The sequence below is a fragment of the Micromonospora sp. AMSO31t genome (assembly GCF_008868175.1).
Taxonomy (GTDB): Bacteria; Actinomycetota; Actinomycetes; order Mycobacteriales; family Micromonosporaceae; genus Micromonospora.
Genome location: NZ_WBKT01000130.1, coordinates 1 through 16,173, shown reverse-complemented (window position 1 = coordinate 16,173; position 16,173 = coordinate 1). Strand labels below are relative to the sequence as shown.

The 16,173-nt window shown below is 74.3% G+C and carries 15 protein-coding genes; 6 read left to right on the top strand and 9 right to left on the bottom strand.

Going from position 1 to position 16,173, the window contains the following annotated elements; all coding sequences use genetic code 11:
* On the top strand, positions 1-2,012 hold a 2,012-nt coding region (locus F8274_RS23480), incomplete at its 5' end, for an MMPL family transporter (RefSeq protein WP_151464535.1).
* Positions 2,013-2,063: 51 nt separating this feature from the next.
* Here F8274_RS23480 and F8274_RS23475 read toward each other — a convergent pair.
* The gene (locus F8274_RS23475) at positions 2,064-2,939 is read right to left on the bottom strand and encodes a lytic transglycosylase domain-containing protein (protein ID WP_151464534.1); all 876 of its coding nucleotides are present in this window, start codon (positions 2,937-2,939) and stop codon (positions 2,064-2,066) included.
* 30 nt (positions 2,940-2,969) lie between these two features.
* Positions 2,970-4,424, bottom strand: a complete 1,455-nt coding sequence (locus tag F8274_RS23470) for a DedA family protein (protein WP_151464533.1) — start codon at positions 4,422-4,424, stop codon at positions 2,970-2,972.
* A 130-nt stretch (positions 4,425-4,554) separates the two neighbouring features.
* Here F8274_RS23470 and typA point away from each other — a divergent pair, with 130 nt between their 5' ends.
* Positions 4,555-6,423 (top strand): translational GTPase TypA, encoded by a 1,869-nt coding sequence (gene typA, locus F8274_RS23465; RefSeq protein WP_151464532.1) that lies wholly within the window; start codon positions 4,555-4,557, stop codon positions 6,421-6,423.
* A gap of 63 nt (positions 6,424-6,486) precedes the next feature.
* Here typA and F8274_RS23460 read toward each other — a convergent pair whose 3' ends face one another.
* Positions 6,487-7,152 carry a class I SAM-dependent methyltransferase gene (locus F8274_RS23460; protein ID WP_151464531.1) on the bottom strand — a complete coding sequence of 222 codons (666 nt, stop codon included), beginning with the start codon at positions 7,150-7,152 and terminating at the stop codon, positions 6,487-6,489.
* 66 nt (positions 7,153-7,218) lie between these two features.
* Between F8274_RS23460 and F8274_RS23455 the strand changes: the two genes are divergently transcribed.
* Positions 7,219-8,085: a serine hydrolase gene (locus F8274_RS23455; protein WP_151464530.1), complete on the top strand. Its 867-nt coding sequence runs from the start codon at positions 7,219-7,221 to the stop codon at positions 8,083-8,085.
* Positions 8,086-8,088: 3 nt separating this feature from the next.
* Here F8274_RS23455 and F8274_RS23450 read toward each other — a convergent pair whose 3' ends face one another.
* Positions 8,089-8,886 (bottom strand): tyrosine-protein phosphatase, encoded by a 798-nt coding sequence (locus F8274_RS23450; protein ID WP_151464529.1) that lies wholly within the window; start codon positions 8,884-8,886, stop codon positions 8,089-8,091.
* Between the two features lie 44 nt (positions 8,887-8,930).
* Between F8274_RS23450 and F8274_RS23445 the strand changes: the two genes are divergently transcribed.
* Positions 8,931-10,028: a mandelate racemase/muconate lactonizing enzyme family protein gene (locus tag F8274_RS23445; RefSeq protein WP_151464528.1), complete on the top strand. Its 1,098-nt coding sequence runs from the start codon at positions 8,931-8,933 to the stop codon at positions 10,026-10,028.
* Positions 10,029-10,059: 31 nt separating this feature from the next.
* Positions 10,060-10,989, top strand: a complete 930-nt coding sequence (locus tag F8274_RS23440; RefSeq protein ID WP_225853939.1) for a C40 family peptidase — start codon at positions 10,060-10,062, stop codon at positions 10,987-10,989.
* A 58-nt stretch (positions 10,990-11,047) separates the two neighbouring features.
* Here the strand turns inward: F8274_RS23440 and F8274_RS23435 are convergent, their stop codons facing one another.
* The 3 genes from F8274_RS23435 to pnuC form a co-directional block, all read right to left on the bottom strand.
* Entirely contained in the window at positions 11,048-12,046 is a 999-nt protein-coding gene (locus tag F8274_RS23435; protein WP_151464527.1) for a TerC family protein, read from the bottom strand.
* A gap of 366 nt (positions 12,047-12,412) precedes the next feature.
* Positions 12,413-13,495 (bottom strand): AAA family ATPase, encoded by a 1,083-nt coding sequence (locus F8274_RS23430; protein ID WP_225853938.1) that lies wholly within the window; start codon positions 13,493-13,495, stop codon positions 12,413-12,415.
* Positions 13,492-14,145: a nicotinamide riboside transporter PnuC gene (gene pnuC / locus F8274_RS23425; RefSeq protein WP_151464526.1), complete on the bottom strand. Its 654-nt coding sequence runs from the start codon at positions 14,143-14,145 to the stop codon at positions 13,492-13,494. Before pnuC ends, F8274_RS23430 begins: the two co-directional genes overlap by 4 nt.
* A gap of 105 nt (positions 14,146-14,250) precedes the next feature.
* Here pnuC and F8274_RS23420 point away from each other — a divergent pair, with 105 nt between their 5' ends.
* Positions 14,251-14,544, top strand: a complete 294-nt coding sequence (locus F8274_RS23420; protein WP_151464525.1) for an antibiotic biosynthesis monooxygenase — start codon at positions 14,251-14,253, stop codon at positions 14,542-14,544.
* A gap of 138 nt (positions 14,545-14,682) precedes the next feature.
* Here F8274_RS23420 and F8274_RS23415 read toward each other — a convergent pair whose 3' ends face one another.
* Together F8274_RS23415 and F8274_RS23410 are read right to left on the bottom strand one after the other, a co-directional pair.
* Positions 14,683-15,582 (bottom strand): DUF5753 domain-containing protein, encoded by a 900-nt coding sequence (locus tag F8274_RS23415; RefSeq protein ID WP_151464524.1) that lies wholly within the window; start codon positions 15,580-15,582, stop codon positions 14,683-14,685.
* Between the two features lie 80 nt (positions 15,583-15,662).
* Entirely contained in the window at positions 15,663-16,031 is a 369-nt protein-coding gene (locus F8274_RS23410; protein WP_151464523.1) for a VOC family protein, read from the bottom strand.
* Positions 16,032-16,173 lie beyond the last annotated feature (142 nt).

Below are 16,173 nucleotides of genomic sequence, written 5' to 3'. Positions count from 1 at the left end.
CCGTCTCGGCCACCGGCCTCTCGGTGCGGTGGGAGTCGACGCAGGTCGAGCGCCTCCAGGACCAGCTACCGGACAGCGACGTGCAACCCGCCGTCGTGGTGGTCAGCCGGGCCGACCGGGCCCCGCTGGCCCCGGCCGACCGGGCCGTGCTCGACGGCGCGTACGCCGAGCTGGGCCGGCTGGCCGCCGGCGGGAAGGTCGCGCCGGCCCAGTTCTCCCCCGACGGCGCCGTGGCGCTGGTCGCCGTGCCGCTGGCCACCGGCGGCGGCCAGGAGGCCGTGGTGGACGAGGTGGCCCAGCTCCGCGCGGCGCTGGCCGACCTGCCCGACGCCCTGACCGTCGAGGTGACCGGCGCCCCGGCCTTCACCGCCGACCTCACCAAGGTCTTCGACGGCGCCGACATCACCCTGCTGGCGGTCACGGCGGGCGTCGTGGCGCTGCTGCTGCTGATCACCTACCGCAGCCCGTTCCTGTGGATCGTGCCGCTGCTCGTGGTCGCCGCGACCGAGCAGCTCACCCTGCGCGCCGTCGACACGATCGTGCCCGCGCTCGGCATCCACCTCCAGGAGGGCCAGGTCACCGGCATCGCCAGCGTGCTCGTCTTCGGCGCGGCGACCGACTACGCGCTGCTGCTCATCGCCCGCTACCGGGAGGAGCTGCACCGCGAGCAGAACCGGTTCACCGCCATGCGCTCGGCGCTGCGCCGCACGGCCGAGCCGATCCTGGCCAGCGGCTCCACCGTGGTGCTCGGCGTGCTCACCCTGCTGCTCTCCGAGCAGGAGACCAACCGGGCGCTCGCGGTGGCCTGCGCCACCGGTGTGGTCTTCGCCATGCTCTCCGCGCTCTTCGTGCTCCCCGCCGCCCTGGTGCTCTTCGGACGGGGGCTGTTCTGGCCGTTCGTGCCCCGGGTCGGCGACACGGCCCGGGAGGGCCGGCTCTGGGGCCGCCTCGGTGTCGCCGTCGCCCGCCGGCCGCTGCCGGTCGCGGCACTGTCCACCCTGCTCCTCGCCGCCCTGGCCCTGGGCGGTCTGGGCATCCGCACCGGCCTGTCGGAGACCGAGCAGTTCCGGGTGAAGCCGGAAGCGGTGGCCGGCGCCGAGACCCTGGCCCGGGCGTTCCCGGCCGGCGCCACCCAGCCGGTCGCCGTGCTCACCAACCCGGGCGCGGCACCGGCCGTGCTGGCCGCCGCCGACGCGGTCGACGGGGTCGCCTCCGCCCGGCCCGGCGCATCCGGCGACCGGGTCGCCCAGGTCGACGTGGTGCTGGCGGCCGAACCGGGCACCGTCGCCTCGGACCGGGCCGTCGAGGCGCTGCGCGACGCGGTCGCCGCCGTGCCGGGCTCCGCGCCGCCCGCGGTCGCCGGCGCCGACGCACCCGGCGGCGCGCTGGTCGGGGGTACGGTGGCCGCCACCTACGACTCGGACCGGGCGAACACGAAGGACCTGTGGCTGATCCTGCCGATCATCCTGCTGCTGGTCGGGGCGGTGCTGGTGCTGCTCCTGCGCGGGCTGCTCGCCCCGGTGCTGCTCGTCCTGACGGTCATCGCGTCGTTCTTCGCCAGCCTCGGCGCGGCCTGGCTGCTCTTCGACCGGGTGCTGGGCTTCCCGGCGCTGGACAGCGGGGTGCTGCTGCTCGCCTTCGTGTTCCTCGTGGCGCTCGGCGTGGACTACAACATCTTCCTGGTCACCCGGGCCCGCGAGGACGCCCGCCGGGCCGGCACCCGGGACGGGATGCGCTCCGCGCTGCGGGTCACCGGCGGGGTCATCACCAGCGCGGGTGTGCTGCTCGCGGCGGTCTTCGCCGTGCTCGGCGTGCTGCCGCTCATCACCCTCACCCAGATCGGGATCATCGTCTGCGTCGGCGTCCTGCTGGACACGCTGCTGGTCCGCACGGTCCTGGTGCCCGCGCTCGCGTTCCTGCTCGGCGACCGGTTCTGGTGGCCGGGGCGGATCGCCCGGGAGCCCGACACCCCGGCGCAGGCATCCCCGGCTCCCGTCGGCGCGCGGGACTGATCAGGGGCGGGGCCCCGGCGATCCTCCGCCGGGGCCCCGCCCCTGATCAGCTCAGTAGTTCAGGCAGACGCACTCGGTCATCAGGGCCCGCACGTTGCGCACGTACTGCGGGTTGGGGATGGCCAGCGGCTGGCCCTCCCGGGCCACCGCGCCGTGCCCGTAGTTGTACGCCGCGATCACCGCGTTGAGCAGGCAGGAGTTCAGCTCCGACGTGCAGAGGGAGGTGTCCAGCCGGTAGTCCGACTCGAAGTACATGTCGCCGATGTACTTGGTGAGCCAGGCCAGGTAGGTGCCGCCCAGGTAGGCGTTGTCGCGGTAGGCGTCGATGTCGTACGACTGGCCGAAGCGCTGGTTCATCCAGTCCGCGGTGGCCGGCATGACCTGCATCAGCCCGATGCCGCCGTCGCAGGCCACGATGTTGGACTGCCAGCCGCTCTCCTGCCAGGCGGTCGCCTTCATCAGCGTCAGCGGGATCTTGATGTCCGGCGCGGAGGTGGGCCAGTAGGTGCGCGCCGCCGCGTCGGACAGCGCCGACTTCACCTGGCTGCGGGTCGCCTGGGTGCCCCGGTAGCTGGGCTCGCAACCGCTCGCCGGCGGCTTCGGCGGGGGCGGCGGCACCTGGGTCTCGGTGGGCGGCTTCGGCTTGGCGAGCGGGCCGGTGGACGTGCGGGTCGGCTTCGGCTTCGGCTTCGCCGACGCGCTCGGGCTGGCCTTGGCGCTGGGCTTGGCGCCCATCGCCGCGACCGCCGGCGGTTCGTCGCTCGGCAGGTCGGCGGGGCCGTCCGCCGGCGCCTCGACGGGCACCTCGCTGGGCAACCCGACCGCCACCTCGCGGGTCGGCTCCTCGCCGCCGCAGCCGGTGATCGCACCCGCCGCCAGCACCGCGGCGACCGCCGCCGTGACCCAGCGGCCCACTCCTCGACGCATCAGACCTCCCCCGTGGTCGTCCGCCGCACCCTAGCAGGGATCGACGGGCCGGCGGGGTACCCGCGAGGCCGGCCGGGAGGCCCTCGGCCGCGGCGGTGCGTCCCCTGTGGCCGGTCCCTCCGGACCGGGTGGCGGGTCGTCCCCGCCGACCGCGTGGTCCCGGGTCCCCCAGGCGACCACGAACACGGTGACCCAGGCCGCGCCGAGCAGCACCGACGTGGCCGTGCCGCTGGCCGTGCTCCACCCCAGGTAGAGCCGGGCGCCGGTGACGGCGACCACGCCCGCCAGCGCGCCCGTCCAGACCGCCACGGCCACCGGCCAGCGGGCGCCCCGGGACAGCAGCCACGCGAGGGTGCCGAAGCTCGCCGTGACCACCGCGTTCTGGGTGGGCGGCAGGTCCGGCGCGCCGTCCGGGCCGCCCGGCCCGGTCAGGCCGGCGACCACCACCAGCACCACCAGCGGCACGAACGCCCCCACCGTGCCGAGCACGCTGAGCAGGTCGGCCCGCCAGGGCCGGCTCCGCCAGGCCACCGCCGCCGCCACGAGGGCCACCGCGGCGATCAGCACCCAGCCGCGCAGCACCGAGACGGCGGCCAGCGCCGTGTCGGCCACCCCGGGGGTACGCCGGGCGGCGAACCAGTCCGCGACGAGCCCGTCGAGCACCCCGAGCCCGCTGTGCCGGACCACGGCCTCCAGCACCGCCGCGACGGCGAGCCCGGCCGCGAAGAGCAGCAGCAGGCCGGCCGCCAGGTTGATCAGCAGCGTCCCGGCCGGGCCGAACCGCATGGCGAGCAGGAAGAAGAGCACCCCGTAGCGGGCGCGCACCCAGCGCAGCGGCGGCAGGGCGGCGGCCCGGGCGGCCAGCGCCCGCGCCGGGTCCGGGTTGCGACCCAACCAGCGGCCGGCCAGCACCACGCCGATCAGGCAGAGCAGCAGCACGAGCACCGCGCCGGTGGCCCGGCCCAGGAAGCGGGACACCCGCTCGTAGGACTCGCCCGCCGCGTAGCCGACCAGCACGGAGGCGCCCACCCAGCTCACCACCCCGGCCAGGTTCCACGGCGCGAACCGCCGGTACGGCAGCCCCGCCGCGCCGGCCAGCCGGGGCGCCAGGGTGCGGGCGAAGGCCACCCAGCGGGCCGCCAGCACGCCCCGGCCGCCGAGGCGGTCGAGCAGCGAGTCGGCGCGGCGCCACCGCTGCGGCCCGATCCGGGCACCGAGGCCGGAGGCACGCAGTTTCGGCCCGTACCGCCGGCCGGCCCGGTAGGCGAGTGTGTCTCCGATCACGGCGGCAGCCGTCATGGCCAGCAGCGCCGGAATAATCCGCAGCGTCCCCGCGTAGGCTAAGAAGCCGACCAGCAGCAGGGTCGCCTCGCCCGGCACCAGCAGCCCGAAGATCACCGCGGTTTCGCCCGCGACGATTGTCGCGGCGACCAGGTAGATCAGCAGAGGCGGCAGCTCCTGCAGCCAGTTCAGCAGGTCAGGCATCCGGTCCCCCGCACGGGAGCCAGCATGCCAGTCGCTGGAACGGTCGGGACAGCACTTTCGGCAGAGATCCGGGCGATCTCGGGGTGACCCCGAGGCGTGCCCGGCAACCGCAGACAGGAGTATGGAGGGTATGCAGCTTCGCACCGACCTCCGCAACGTCGCCATCATCGCCCACGTCGACCACGGCAAGACGACCCTGGTCGACGCCATGTTGCGGCAGGCCGGCGCCTACGGCGCCCGTGGTGAGGACACCGAGCGGGTCATGGACTCGATGGACCTCGAGCGGGAAAAGGGCATCACCATCCTGGCCAAGAACACCGGCGTGCGGTACATGCCCGCGGACGGCTCCGACGCGGTCACCATCAACATCATCGACACCCCCGGCCACGCCGACTTCGGTGGTGAGGTCGAGCGCGGCCTGACCATGGTCGACGGGGTGGTGCTGCTGGTCGACGCCAGCGAGGGCCCGCTGCCGCAGACCCGGTTCGTGCTGCGCAAGGCCCTCAAGGCCCGGATGCCGATCATCTTGGTGATCAACAAGGTGGACCGGCCGGACGCCCGGATCAAGGAGGTCGTGGACGACACCTACGAGCTCTTCCTCGACCTGGACGCCGACGAGGAGCAGATCGACTTCCCGATCGTCTACGCCTGCGCCCGCGACGGCATCGCCTCGCTGACCCAGCCGGCCGACGGCTCGGTGCCCGACGACAGCCACAGCCTGGAGCCGCTGTTCCGCACCCTGCTGGACACCATCCCGGCGCCCGCCTACGACGAGGACGCGCCCCTGCAGGCGCACGTGACCAACCTCGACGCCTCGCCGTTCCTCGGCCGCCTGGCGCTGTGCCGGGTCCGCCAGGGCACGATCAGCAAGGGCCAGACGGTCACCTGGTGCCGCACCGACGGCAGCAGCCAGCGGGTCCGCATCTCCGAGCTGCTCATGACCGAGGGCCTGGAGCGCAAGCCGGCCGACTCGGCCGGCCCGGGCGACATCATCGCGGTCGCCGGCATCCCGGAGATCATGATCGGTGAGACCCTCGCGGACGCGGAGAACCCGATCCCGCTGCCGCTGATCACCGTCGACGAGCCGGCCATCTCGATGACCATCGGCACCAACACCTCACCGCTGGTCGGCCGGGTCAAGGGCGCCAAGGTCACCGCCCGCATGGTCAAGGACCGGCTCGACAAGGAGCTCGTCGGCAACGTGTCGCTGCGGGTGCTGCCCACCGAGCGGCCGGACGCCTGGGAGGTGCAGGGCCGCGGTGAGCTGGCCCTGGCCATCCTCGTCGAGCAGATGCGCCGCGAGTCCTACGAGCTGACCGTCGGCAAGCCGCAGGTGGTCACCAAGGAGATCGACGGCAAGACCTGCGAGCCGGTCGAGCGGCTGACCATCGACGCCCCGGAGGAGTACCTGGGCGCCATCACCCAGCTCCTCGCGACCCGCAAGGGCCGGATGGAGCAGCTGGTCAACCACGGCACCGGCTGGATCCGGATGGAGTGGCTGGTCCCGGCGCGCGGCCTGATCGGCTTCCGCACCGAGTTCCTCACCGACACCCGGGGCACGGGCATCCTGCACCACGTCTTCGAGTCGTACGAGCCGTGGTTCGGCGAGCTGCGGACCCGGCAGAACGGCTCCCTGGTCGCCGACCGGGCCGGCGCGGTGACCTCGTTCGCCATGATCAATCTGCAGGAGCGCGGCCAGCTCTTCGTGGAGCCGACCACCGAGGTGTACGAGGGCATGATCGTCGGGGAGAACTCCCGCTCCGACGACATGGACGTCAACATCACCAAGGAGAAGAAGCTCACCAACATGCGGGCCTCGACCTCCGACGAGACCGAGAAGCTGATCCCGCCGCGCAAGCTGTCGCTGGAGCAGGCCCTCGAGTTCTGCCGCGAGGACGAGTGCGTCGAGGTGACCCCCAGCGCGGTGCGGATCCGCAAGGTGGTGCTGGACCAGACCCAGCGCGGCCGGATGGCCGCCCGCCGCAAGCACGCCGGCTGACCACCGCGCCACCCCGGAGCCCGGCCCGCCACCCCGGCGGACCGGGCTCCGCCCTTTCCCGGATCAGGCGGGTTTGGTGGCCTGGAGGGCCAGGATGTCGGGGACGGGGCCGGGGCCGGACTCGCGGACGGCGGTCAGGGTCAGGCCGGCGGCCGTGACGGCGTTGAGCAGGTCGGCCAGGGGCAGGTGCCAGGCGCCGACCCGGGCGCGCACCCCGGTGGAGTTCCAGGACCGGAAGGTGCGCTCCCGCTCGGCGTACCCGCCGTCGATCACGGCCCGGCCCGGCTCGGAGCGGTCGGCGAACGCCCCGACGAAGCAGGGGTGCACGCCGACGTGGACCAGCCGCCCGCCGGGCGCCAGCACCCGGGCCGCCTCGGCGATCGCCGCCGGGTAGTCGGGCATGTCGGTGTGGGCGAGCAGGCAGGTCACCGCCGGCAGGGCGCCGGCCGGCAGGGGCAGCGCGGTCGCGTCGGCCCGGGCCACCGGGAGCCGCCCCCGGGCGTGGCGCAACTGCCCACCCGACAGGTCCACCCCGACCAGCTGCCAACCCAGCCGGCGCAGCTCGGCGGCGTGCGCCCCGGTGCCGCAGCACAGGTCCAGGCAGGGCCCGGCGCCGGGACCGAGCAGCTCGGCCAGCACCGACCGGACCCGGTCGCTGTAGTCGGTGGCGGTGGTCGTGACGTAGTCGTCGTACCAGTCGGCGATGGCGTCGTACGCGGCGGTCGTCATCTCCGCACGTTAGACGCGGCACGGGCCGGACCGCAGCCCCCGTGATGATCCGCTACGGTCACCGGCATGACCTGGGAGGATCTCGACGCGCACCTGGACAAGGTGCCCGGCACCGTCTCGGCGTACGTGGGGCGGCTCGGCGCAGCGCCCACCTGGACCCGGCACGCCGACGCCACCCACTACGCGGCCAGCACCATGAAGGTCGCCGTGCTGGTGGCGCTGCACCGCGCCGCCGAGGCCGGCCGCCTCGACCTGGACACGCCGATCCCGGTGCGCAACAGCTTCGACTCCGCCCTGCCCGGCGCGCCCCGGTTCACCAACGCCCAGCACTACGACAACGACGACGCGGTCTGGGCGCGGGTGGGCGGCATGGCGCCGCTGCGCTGGCTCGCCGAACGGATGATCGTCCGCTCCAGCAACCTGGCCACCAACATCTGCATCGGTCAGGTCGGGCTGCCCGCCGTGGCCGAGGCGTGGACGCTGGCCGGGGCCCGGCACAGCGTCACCGGCCGGGGCATCGAGGACTTCGCGGCCCGCGACGCCGGCATCGACAACCTGGTCACCGCCGCCGACCTGGCGGCGCTGCTCGGCGGCCTGGCGCTCGGCGCCGGCCAGCCCGGTCCGCTCGCCCCGCCGGCCGGCTGCGCGGCCATGCTGGACGTGCTGTTCGCCCAGGAGCACCGCGAGGACCTCGCCGCCGGCCTGCCCGAGGGGACCCGGATCGCGCACAAGAACGGCTGGGTACGCGGCGTCCGGCACGGCGCCGGCGTGGTCTTCCCCGACGACGCGCCCCCGTACGCCGTCGTGGTCTGCACCACCACCGACCTGGCCGACGGCGGGCCGAGCGGCGAGGAGGTCGAGGACGACGTGTGCCGCCTGATCGCGCAGGTCTCCGCGCGGGTCTGGGCGGCCCGGCACGACCTGGCCGGCTGAGGGCTACTCCAGCAGGTTCGCGCGCAGCGCCGCCAGCGTCCGGTCGGTCAGCCCGAGACCATCGCGCAGGTACGCGTCGAAGGTGCCGTGCACCCGGCGCACCTCGTCGTAGGCGGCGTCCAGGTATTCCGGGCGCACCTCCAGCAGCGGCCGGGCGACCGCCGGATCGAGGTCCGGCCGGCGGCGGGTCATGGCGGCCAGCAGCACCTCCCGCAGGCTCTCGGTCAGCTCGTTGTGCCGCAGGTAGTCGGCGCGGATCACCGGCTCGTCCACGCCGAGCGCGGTGAGCAGTACCACCGACAGCCAACCGGTGCGGTCCTTGCCGGCCGAACAGTGGAACAGCAGCGGCAGGTTCGCCCCGTCGGCGGCCAGCCGCACTGCCGTCCCGAACCCCTCCCGGGCCGACTCCCCGGTGACGAACCAGCGGTAGATCCCCGCCATCGCCCCCGGCATGCCGTCCCGGGCCAACTCCTCGTACGCGTCGAGGTCGTGGCCGAGCAGCACCGCCGAGACGTAGGTGAACACCGGGTGGGCCGCGTCGTAGACCGGCAGGTGCACCACCCGCGGCTCGCCGGCCAGGCGGTCGGGCGGCGCGACGGACTGCTCGGCGGCGTGCCGCAGGTCCACCACGCAGGCCGGGGCCAGCTTGCCCAGCACCGGCAGGTCCTCGTCGGTGAGCCGGCCGAGCGCCGCCGTGCGGATCAGCCGCCCGGGGCGTACCCGCCGCCCGTCCGCGGTGGGCAGCCCGCCCAGGTCACGGGCGTTCGGCGCGCCCACCAGCTCCCAGTCCCGCCCGGTCATCGGCCCTCCCCTGTTCGCCGCCAGCTCCGTATAGGGTGCCGCACATGACGATCGCCGCGGTACGCACCCACCGGCTCTCGGCCCCCTTACACACCCCGTTCGTCACCGCGCTGCGCCGCACCACCACCGTGGACACCCTGGTCGTCGAGGTGGTGGACACCGACGGGCGGTCGGGTTTCGGTGAGGCGCCGCAGGTCTGGCAGGTCACCGGCGCGTCGATCGCCGGCGCCGAGGCGTGCGTGCAGCACCTGTTGGGGCCGCTGCTGACCGGGCGGGACGCCGACGACCTCCAGGCCCGCTGCGCCGAGGTGCGCCGCGCCGTGGTGGGCAACGAGTCGGCCCGCGCCGCCGTCGACGTGGCCCTGCACGACCTGGCCGCGCGGCGGCTCGGCGTACCCCTGGTGCGGTTGCTCGGGGGCACCACGCTGCGCGTCCCGACGGACGTCACGCTGGCCGCGGGCGACGCGGTGGACCTGGCCGCGGCGGCCACCCGGCGCCGGGCCGAGGGGTTCACCGTGCTGAAGCTCAAGGTCGGCACCGACGCGCGGGGCGACCTGGACCGGGTGCGCGCGGTCCGCGCCGCGGTCGGGCCGGAGGTACGGATCCGGCTGGACGCCAACCAGGGCTGGACCCCGCGCGAGGCGGTCCGGGTGATCCGCGGGATCGAGGACGCCGGGCTCGACGTCGAGCTGGTCGAGCAGCCGGTGCACCGGCGGGACCTGGACGGGCTGGCCTGGGTCAGCGACCGGGTGGAGCTGCCGATCCTCGCCGACGAGTCGGTCTTCGACCTGCGCGACCTGGTCGAGGTGATCCGCCGGCGGGCGGCCGACATGGTCAACGTGAAGCTGGCCAAGTGCGGCGGCCTGCACACCGCGCGGACACTGCTCGACCTGGCCGCCGCGCACGGTATGGGCACCATCGTCGGCTCCATGATGGAGAGCCAGGTGGGCCTCGGCGCGGCGGCGAGCCTGGTCGCCGCCTACGGCACCACGGCCGTGTCGGACCTCGACGCCGCCTGGTGGCTCGCCTGGTCGCCGGTCGCCGGCGGGATCCGGTACGACGGCGCGACGGTCGTGCTGCCGGACGCGCCGGGGCTCGGCATCGCCAACGTGAATGAAGCAAAGGTTCAAACGCGTGGTTGAGTGCCGTTGGAATTTTTCATAGGGTCGTGACGTGGGGGTGGGCATGGAGCTTCAACCGGGCCGCGAGGCCGTCGTCCGGGTCCCGGTGGCGACCCTCTGGGCCAGCCCTGAGGCGGTCCGTCCCGTCGACCGCCCCGCGCTGGGTGATCCGCCGGACGTCGCCGCCTGGATCGCCGGCATGGACCGCGACCAGCAGGTCGGCGACTGCGTCCTGACCCAGCTGCTGCTCGGCGAGCGGGTGCTGGTCACCGAGCTGCGCCCGGACGGCTGGGCCCACGTCGTCGCCCTGGCGCAGCCCGCCGCCAAGCTCGACGTCCGCGGCTACCCGGGGTGGCTGCCCGCCGCCCAGCTCGCTGCCCCGGCGGAGCCCGGCCCACCGGCCACCCCGCTGGTCGTGGACACCGTCCACACCGCGCTGCGCACGGCCCCCGACGGCCCGCCGGCCCTGGCCGGCGTGGTCCTCGGCACCCGCCTCACCCCGGCCGGGCGGCCCGTGGACGGCTGGCGGCCGGTGCTCGCGCCCGGCCGGTCCGCGCCGCTCTGGGCCCCGGAGGGCGACCTGGTCCCGCTGCCCGGCGAGCGGCCGGAGGCCAAGGAGGTGCTCGCCCTCGCCGAGCGGCTGCGCGACCTGATCTACATCTGGGGTGGGCTGTCCACCGACGGCATCGACTGCTCCGGCCTGGTGCACCTGGCCTGGCGCCGGCACGGCCTGGCCCTGCCCCGGGACGCCGACGACCAGGCCGAGGCGACCACGCCCCTGGCGCTGGGCGAGGAACGCCCCGGCGACCTCTACTTCTTCGCCCGGCCCGGCCGGCGGATCCACCACGTCGGCATCGTCAGCACCGAGCCGCAGGGCGAGGTACGGCGGATGCTGCACGCTTGCTACGTGAAGCGCCTGGTCGTCGAGGAGCGGCTCCCCCCGGACCGGGAGGCCACCCTGGTCGGCGCCCACCGGATCTGACCCCGTACGCCGAAAGGGGCGCCCCCGACCGGGGGCGCCCCTTTTTCGTGCGGTCCGGTCAGCGCCGGGCCTCGGCCAGCTCGCGGCGCCGGTCGCGCGACGACTTGACGAGGCTGGCCGCCGTGGCCGCGGCGAGGGTGCCCAGGATGACGGTGAGCGACAGCCAGATCGGGATGTGCGGGGCCCAGCCCACGTGCTCGCCGCCGTTGACGAACGGCAGGTTGTTGTCGGCGAGGGCCTCCAGGACCAGCTTGACCCCGATGAAGCCGAGCACCACGGCCAGGCCGTAGCTGAGGTAGATCAGCCGGTCCAGCAGGCCGCCGAGCAGGAAGTAGAGCTGCCGCAGCCCCATCAGCGCGAACACGTTCGCGGTGAAGACCAGGTACGGCTCCTGGGTGATGCCGAAGATCGCCGGGATCGAGTCGAGGGCGAAGATCAGGTCCGTGGTGCCGATCGCGATCATCACGACCAGCATCGGGGTGAACAGCCGCCGCCCGTTCTCGTGCGTGGTCATCCGCGCCCCGTCGAAGTCCCGGGACAGCGGCAGCGCCTTGCGGCTCCACCGGATCAGCACGTTCTCGGTGAACTCGTCCTCGTCCGGCTCCCCCTGGCGGGCCAGGTTGACCGCCGTGTAGATCAGGAACGCGCCGAAGATGTAGAACACCCAGGAGAACTGGGAGATCAGCGCGGCGCCGGCGGCGATGAAACCGCCCCGCATGACCAGCGCCAGCAGGATGCCGACGAGCAGCACCTTCTGCTGGTACTGCCGGGGCACCCCGAAGCGGGCCATGATGATCACGAAGACGAAGAGGTTGTCCACCGAGAGGCTGTATTCCGTGAGCCACCCGGTGTAGAACTGGCCCGCGATGCTGGGGCCTGAGGCGAGCCACAGCCCCGCGCCGAAGAGCAGGGCCAGCCCCACGTACAAGCCGACCCACAGGCTCGACTCGCGGACGCTGGGCTCGTGCGGGCGGCGACCGATGATGAACAGGTCGACCAGCAGGACCGCGGTCATCGCGACCAGGGTTCCCGCCCACACCCATCCGGACACGTTCAAATCCATCCTCCGGCAGACACACAGCGTCGGGCACACCGTACGCCGGGTGAGGGGCCGGGGTGCGTCGACGCTGACTCTGGTGACTGTCGGAGGTCTCTTCCGCCACCGGCCCCACAGGACCGCTGACCGACGGAGCCGGGTCGCGGCACCGGGGGTCCGGCGCGCTTCCGTGCTGACGACTCCGTCGCGAGGGAATACTCCCCTCCTCGGCCGCCATTGTTCACCATTGCCCCGGGCCGCCGCATCTTCGGGGGTCCCGTTTGCCGGGGTAAGGGTGTTCTGGTGTGGGGCAGGTCTCGCGGCGCAGGGCGTCCTAGGAGGCTAGGTGCTCGGGGTGGGCCTCGCTGGCGTGCGGGCCCGGCCGCCCTACGACGCGGGGATCAGCGGATCGGCGAACGACCACCCGGCCGCCAGCAGGGCGTCGCAGGAGGCGACGGCCGCCGCCAGGCGCTCCTCGTGCGGCCCGCGCAGCTCGACCACCGGCACCCCGCAGCCGGCCAGCTCCTCGCGGAACCGCCCGGTCATCCAGGCCCGCAGGTGCTCCCCGTCGCGCAGGCCGTCGTCGGCGAAGGGCACCCCCTCGTGATCGGTCAGCAGGTACAGCGCCGGCCGGCGGGCGGCCGCCCGGACCGCCTCCGACGAGGAGCCGAGGTAGCGCTCCTCCCAGATCGCGGTGGCCCGCGCGTCGGTGTCGCAGAACAGCAGCGGGCCGCTGGTGCGGGCCGCCACATCCTCGGCGGCCTGCTGCTCCCGGACCACCTCGACGAAGTCGGCCCGGTCCCACGTGACGTCGAAGATCGTCGCCTCCGGCCGGACCTGCCGCAGCCCGGCCAGCTTGCGCTCGGTCAGCTCGCGGCCGTACTCCGGGACCCAGGGGGCGCCGTAGTGGGCGGCGAGCGCCGCCGCCATCGTCGTGGTGCCCGTGGACTCGGCACCCACCACCACGACCCGGCGGACCAGCCAGGCCCGCACCGGCGGGCTCAGGCGCCACCAGTGCGCCACCGGGTCCGCGCGCACCGCGGTGCCGGAGACCGGCACGACCCGCCGGTCCAGGTCCACGCAGACCGCGACCGCGTCGAACCGGCGGGCCAACTCCGCGCCGTACGCCTCGGAGGAGAAGACCGCGTCCACCGGCTCCCCGCCGAGCGCGTCGGCGAACACCGCGCAGTGCAGGTCCCAGACCGCCGGGTCGGCGTAGTCCACGGGATGGTCGTCGTACCGGCCGACGAACCGCACCCACGGTGTGGCGGCGTGCGCCTCGCGCAGCCAGGCCAGCCGCAGGTCGAGCGGGATCGACTCGCGCCGGGACGGTGCGACCACCACGGTGACCGCCGCGCAGCGGGCCGCGGCGGCCTCGACGAGCACGTGGTGCCCGGCGTGCGGCGGGTAGAACTTGCCCACCACCAGGCCGTGCCGGAACTCCCGACCCGGCCCGCTCCCCGCGCTCACGCGGCGACGGGAGCCGGGCCGGGCGGCACCGGGGTCGCCGCCGACCGCCGGCGCAGGTCCGCCCGCCACTCCCGCAGCCCGACCACGCAGAGCGCCAGGAAGATCAGGTAGAGGCCACCGGTCAACCAGAGTCCCTTGTACGCGTAGAGCGGGATGTAGATCAGGTCGGCGGCGATCCACAGCCACCAGCTCTCCACCAGCTTGCGCGTCTGGCCGTAGGTGGCCAGCAGCGACAGGGCGGTGGTGACCGCGTCGGCCAGCGGCACCGTGGAGTCGGTGGCCCGGTCCAGCAGCGCCCACAACCCGGCGGTGAGCAGCATCCCGGCCACGCCGAGCGCCCACCACTCCCGCCGGCCGGTGCGGGCCACGGTCAGCCGGCTGCGCCGCTCCCCGCCGACGAGCCAGTGCCACCAGCCGTAGAGGCCGAGGGCGACGTAGACGATCTGGAGGCCGGCGTCGGCGTACAGGCCGGCGGTCCAGAACAGCAGCATGAGCAGCAGCACGTTGGCGATGCCGATCGGCCAGTTGGCGATGTGCTGCCGGGCCACCAGCCAGACGTTGACCACACCCGTGGCGAAGCCGAGCAGCTCGGCCCAGGTGATGCCGGCGCCCAGGACGGTGAACGCCGTGGCGGTGAGCCAGTCGAGCATGTGTGTCCCTCCCCCGTTTCCCGAGCGCACACCCTAGAGGGGGTGTGGCGCGGGGAACAGCCCCCGGGGCGTACCCGGCGGCGGCCGCCGTGCGAGGCTTCCGGCATGGTTCTTGAGGTCGCGCTGATCGACGTTTCGCCCGGACACGAGGACGACTTCGCCGCCGCGTACGCGCAGGCGCGCCCGATCCTCGCCGGCACCGAGGGCTGCCGCTCGGTGCGGATGACCCGCGGCGTCGAGTCGCCGTCCCGGTTCGTGCTGCTGGTCGAGTGGGACTCGGTCGAGGCGCACGACGTCAACTTCCGGCAGAGCGAGCGCTTCGCGCGGTGGCGGGAGCTGATCGGCCCGCACTTCGCCGGCCCGCCGCTCGTCGAGCACTTCCTCGACGTGCCGGCCTGAGGCTGTCGTACCCCGGGCATAGCGTGCGCTCGACGCGCCGGCCGCCGGTTCCGACGGGCATCGGGGGCGCCGGACCCGGCGGCCGCGCGCCGAACGCCCGCACCCGGCCGACCAGCCGGCCGAGCTGACCCCGCCCGCTCAGTCGGGCTCGTGGGGTTCGCGCGGCCGGGGCACCGGCGCGGGTCCGAGCCGCCGGGTCAGCAGCGCCATTGTCTCCTCCTCCGGCAGCGCGGCCACGAGCAGCCAGTCGACCAGTTGCTCGTAGCGGGCGACGTCCGCCTCGGTCACCAGCCGCAGGTCGGTGGTGAGCGTCTCCACGAGCACCGTGCGCGGGTCGGCCGGGTCCGGATATGCGTAGTAGGAGAACGGCGCGAGCGGGTGCAGATCCCCGTAGGGCGACGCGTCGCGGGGCAGCAGCCGGACGGTCACGTGGGGCCATTCGGCGAGGACGGCCAGATGCCGGAGCTGGTCCCGCCAGACCTCGGCGGGAAGGCCGCCCGGATCGCAGGCGCGCTCGTCGATCAGCGCGGTGTAGTGCGGCGGGTCGGGCCGGCGCAGCACCTCCTGGCGCACCGCGCGGGCCCGGACGTCGGCCTCCACGTCGACGTCGTCGGCGAGCAGCGCTCCGGCCGACACCCGCAGCCGGGCGTAGTCGGGGGTCTGGAGCAGCCCGGGCACCAGCGCCGGCTGATAGTCCACGATGCGGACGGCGCCCGCCTCCAGCTCCGCGTACGCCCGCTGCCGCTCCCCCATCTCGCCCAGCGCCCTGGACCAGCCGCGGCCGGTGGCGGCGTCCCGGGCGATGACGATCAGCTCGTCCCGCTGGTGGGGTGGCACGCCGTAGACGTCGAGCAGGTCGAGCACGTCGGCCAGATCCGGCCGGCTCTGCCCCAGCTCGATGCGGGACAGCTTCGATGTGGACGCCCAGCCGAGCCGGCCGCACACCTGCTCCAGGGTGAGCGACTCCCGGCGGCGCAGCCGGCGCAACTCCGCGCCGAGCCGCACCCGCCGGACCACAGGACTTGCTGACAACGGCATGTGCGCCTCCCCACCGTGGGAGAGTACGCATGACCGTCACTCAGGGCAATACCTTGCTTGCACAGAGCTATGAGAGGCCGTCAGGGACGGTAGGTGCCGAAGGACCAGATCAGGCCGGACAGGTCGCGGGCCACGTAGTCGCGGGAGCCGTAGTCGGTGTCGAACGGCGGCCGGACGATCTCCGCGCCGGCCGCCCGGGCCCGCGCGTGGTGCGCGTCGACGTCGTCCACGGCCACGTAGACGCGGTAGTCGTCGTCGGCCGGCCGGGTCGCCGGGGCGGGCCCCGGCCCGAGCATGACGAGGCCGTCGCCGTAGCCGAGCTCGGCGTGCCGCACGGCGCCGTCGGGCCCCTCGTGCACCTCGTGGACGGTGAGGCCGAACGCGGACCGGAGGAAGTCGACGGCGGCGCGGGCGTCGGGATACCGGAGGACCGGGTAGATGCTTCGCATGACTCCGAGTCTGCCGCCTGCGCGTCAGGCCGGATTGGACGAATGTGACCCGGCCAGCGCCGCGGGCGTCGCCCCGGCGAACTCGCGGAACTCCCGGATCAGGTGCGACTGGTCGTAGTAGCCGAACCGCACCGCCAGCTCG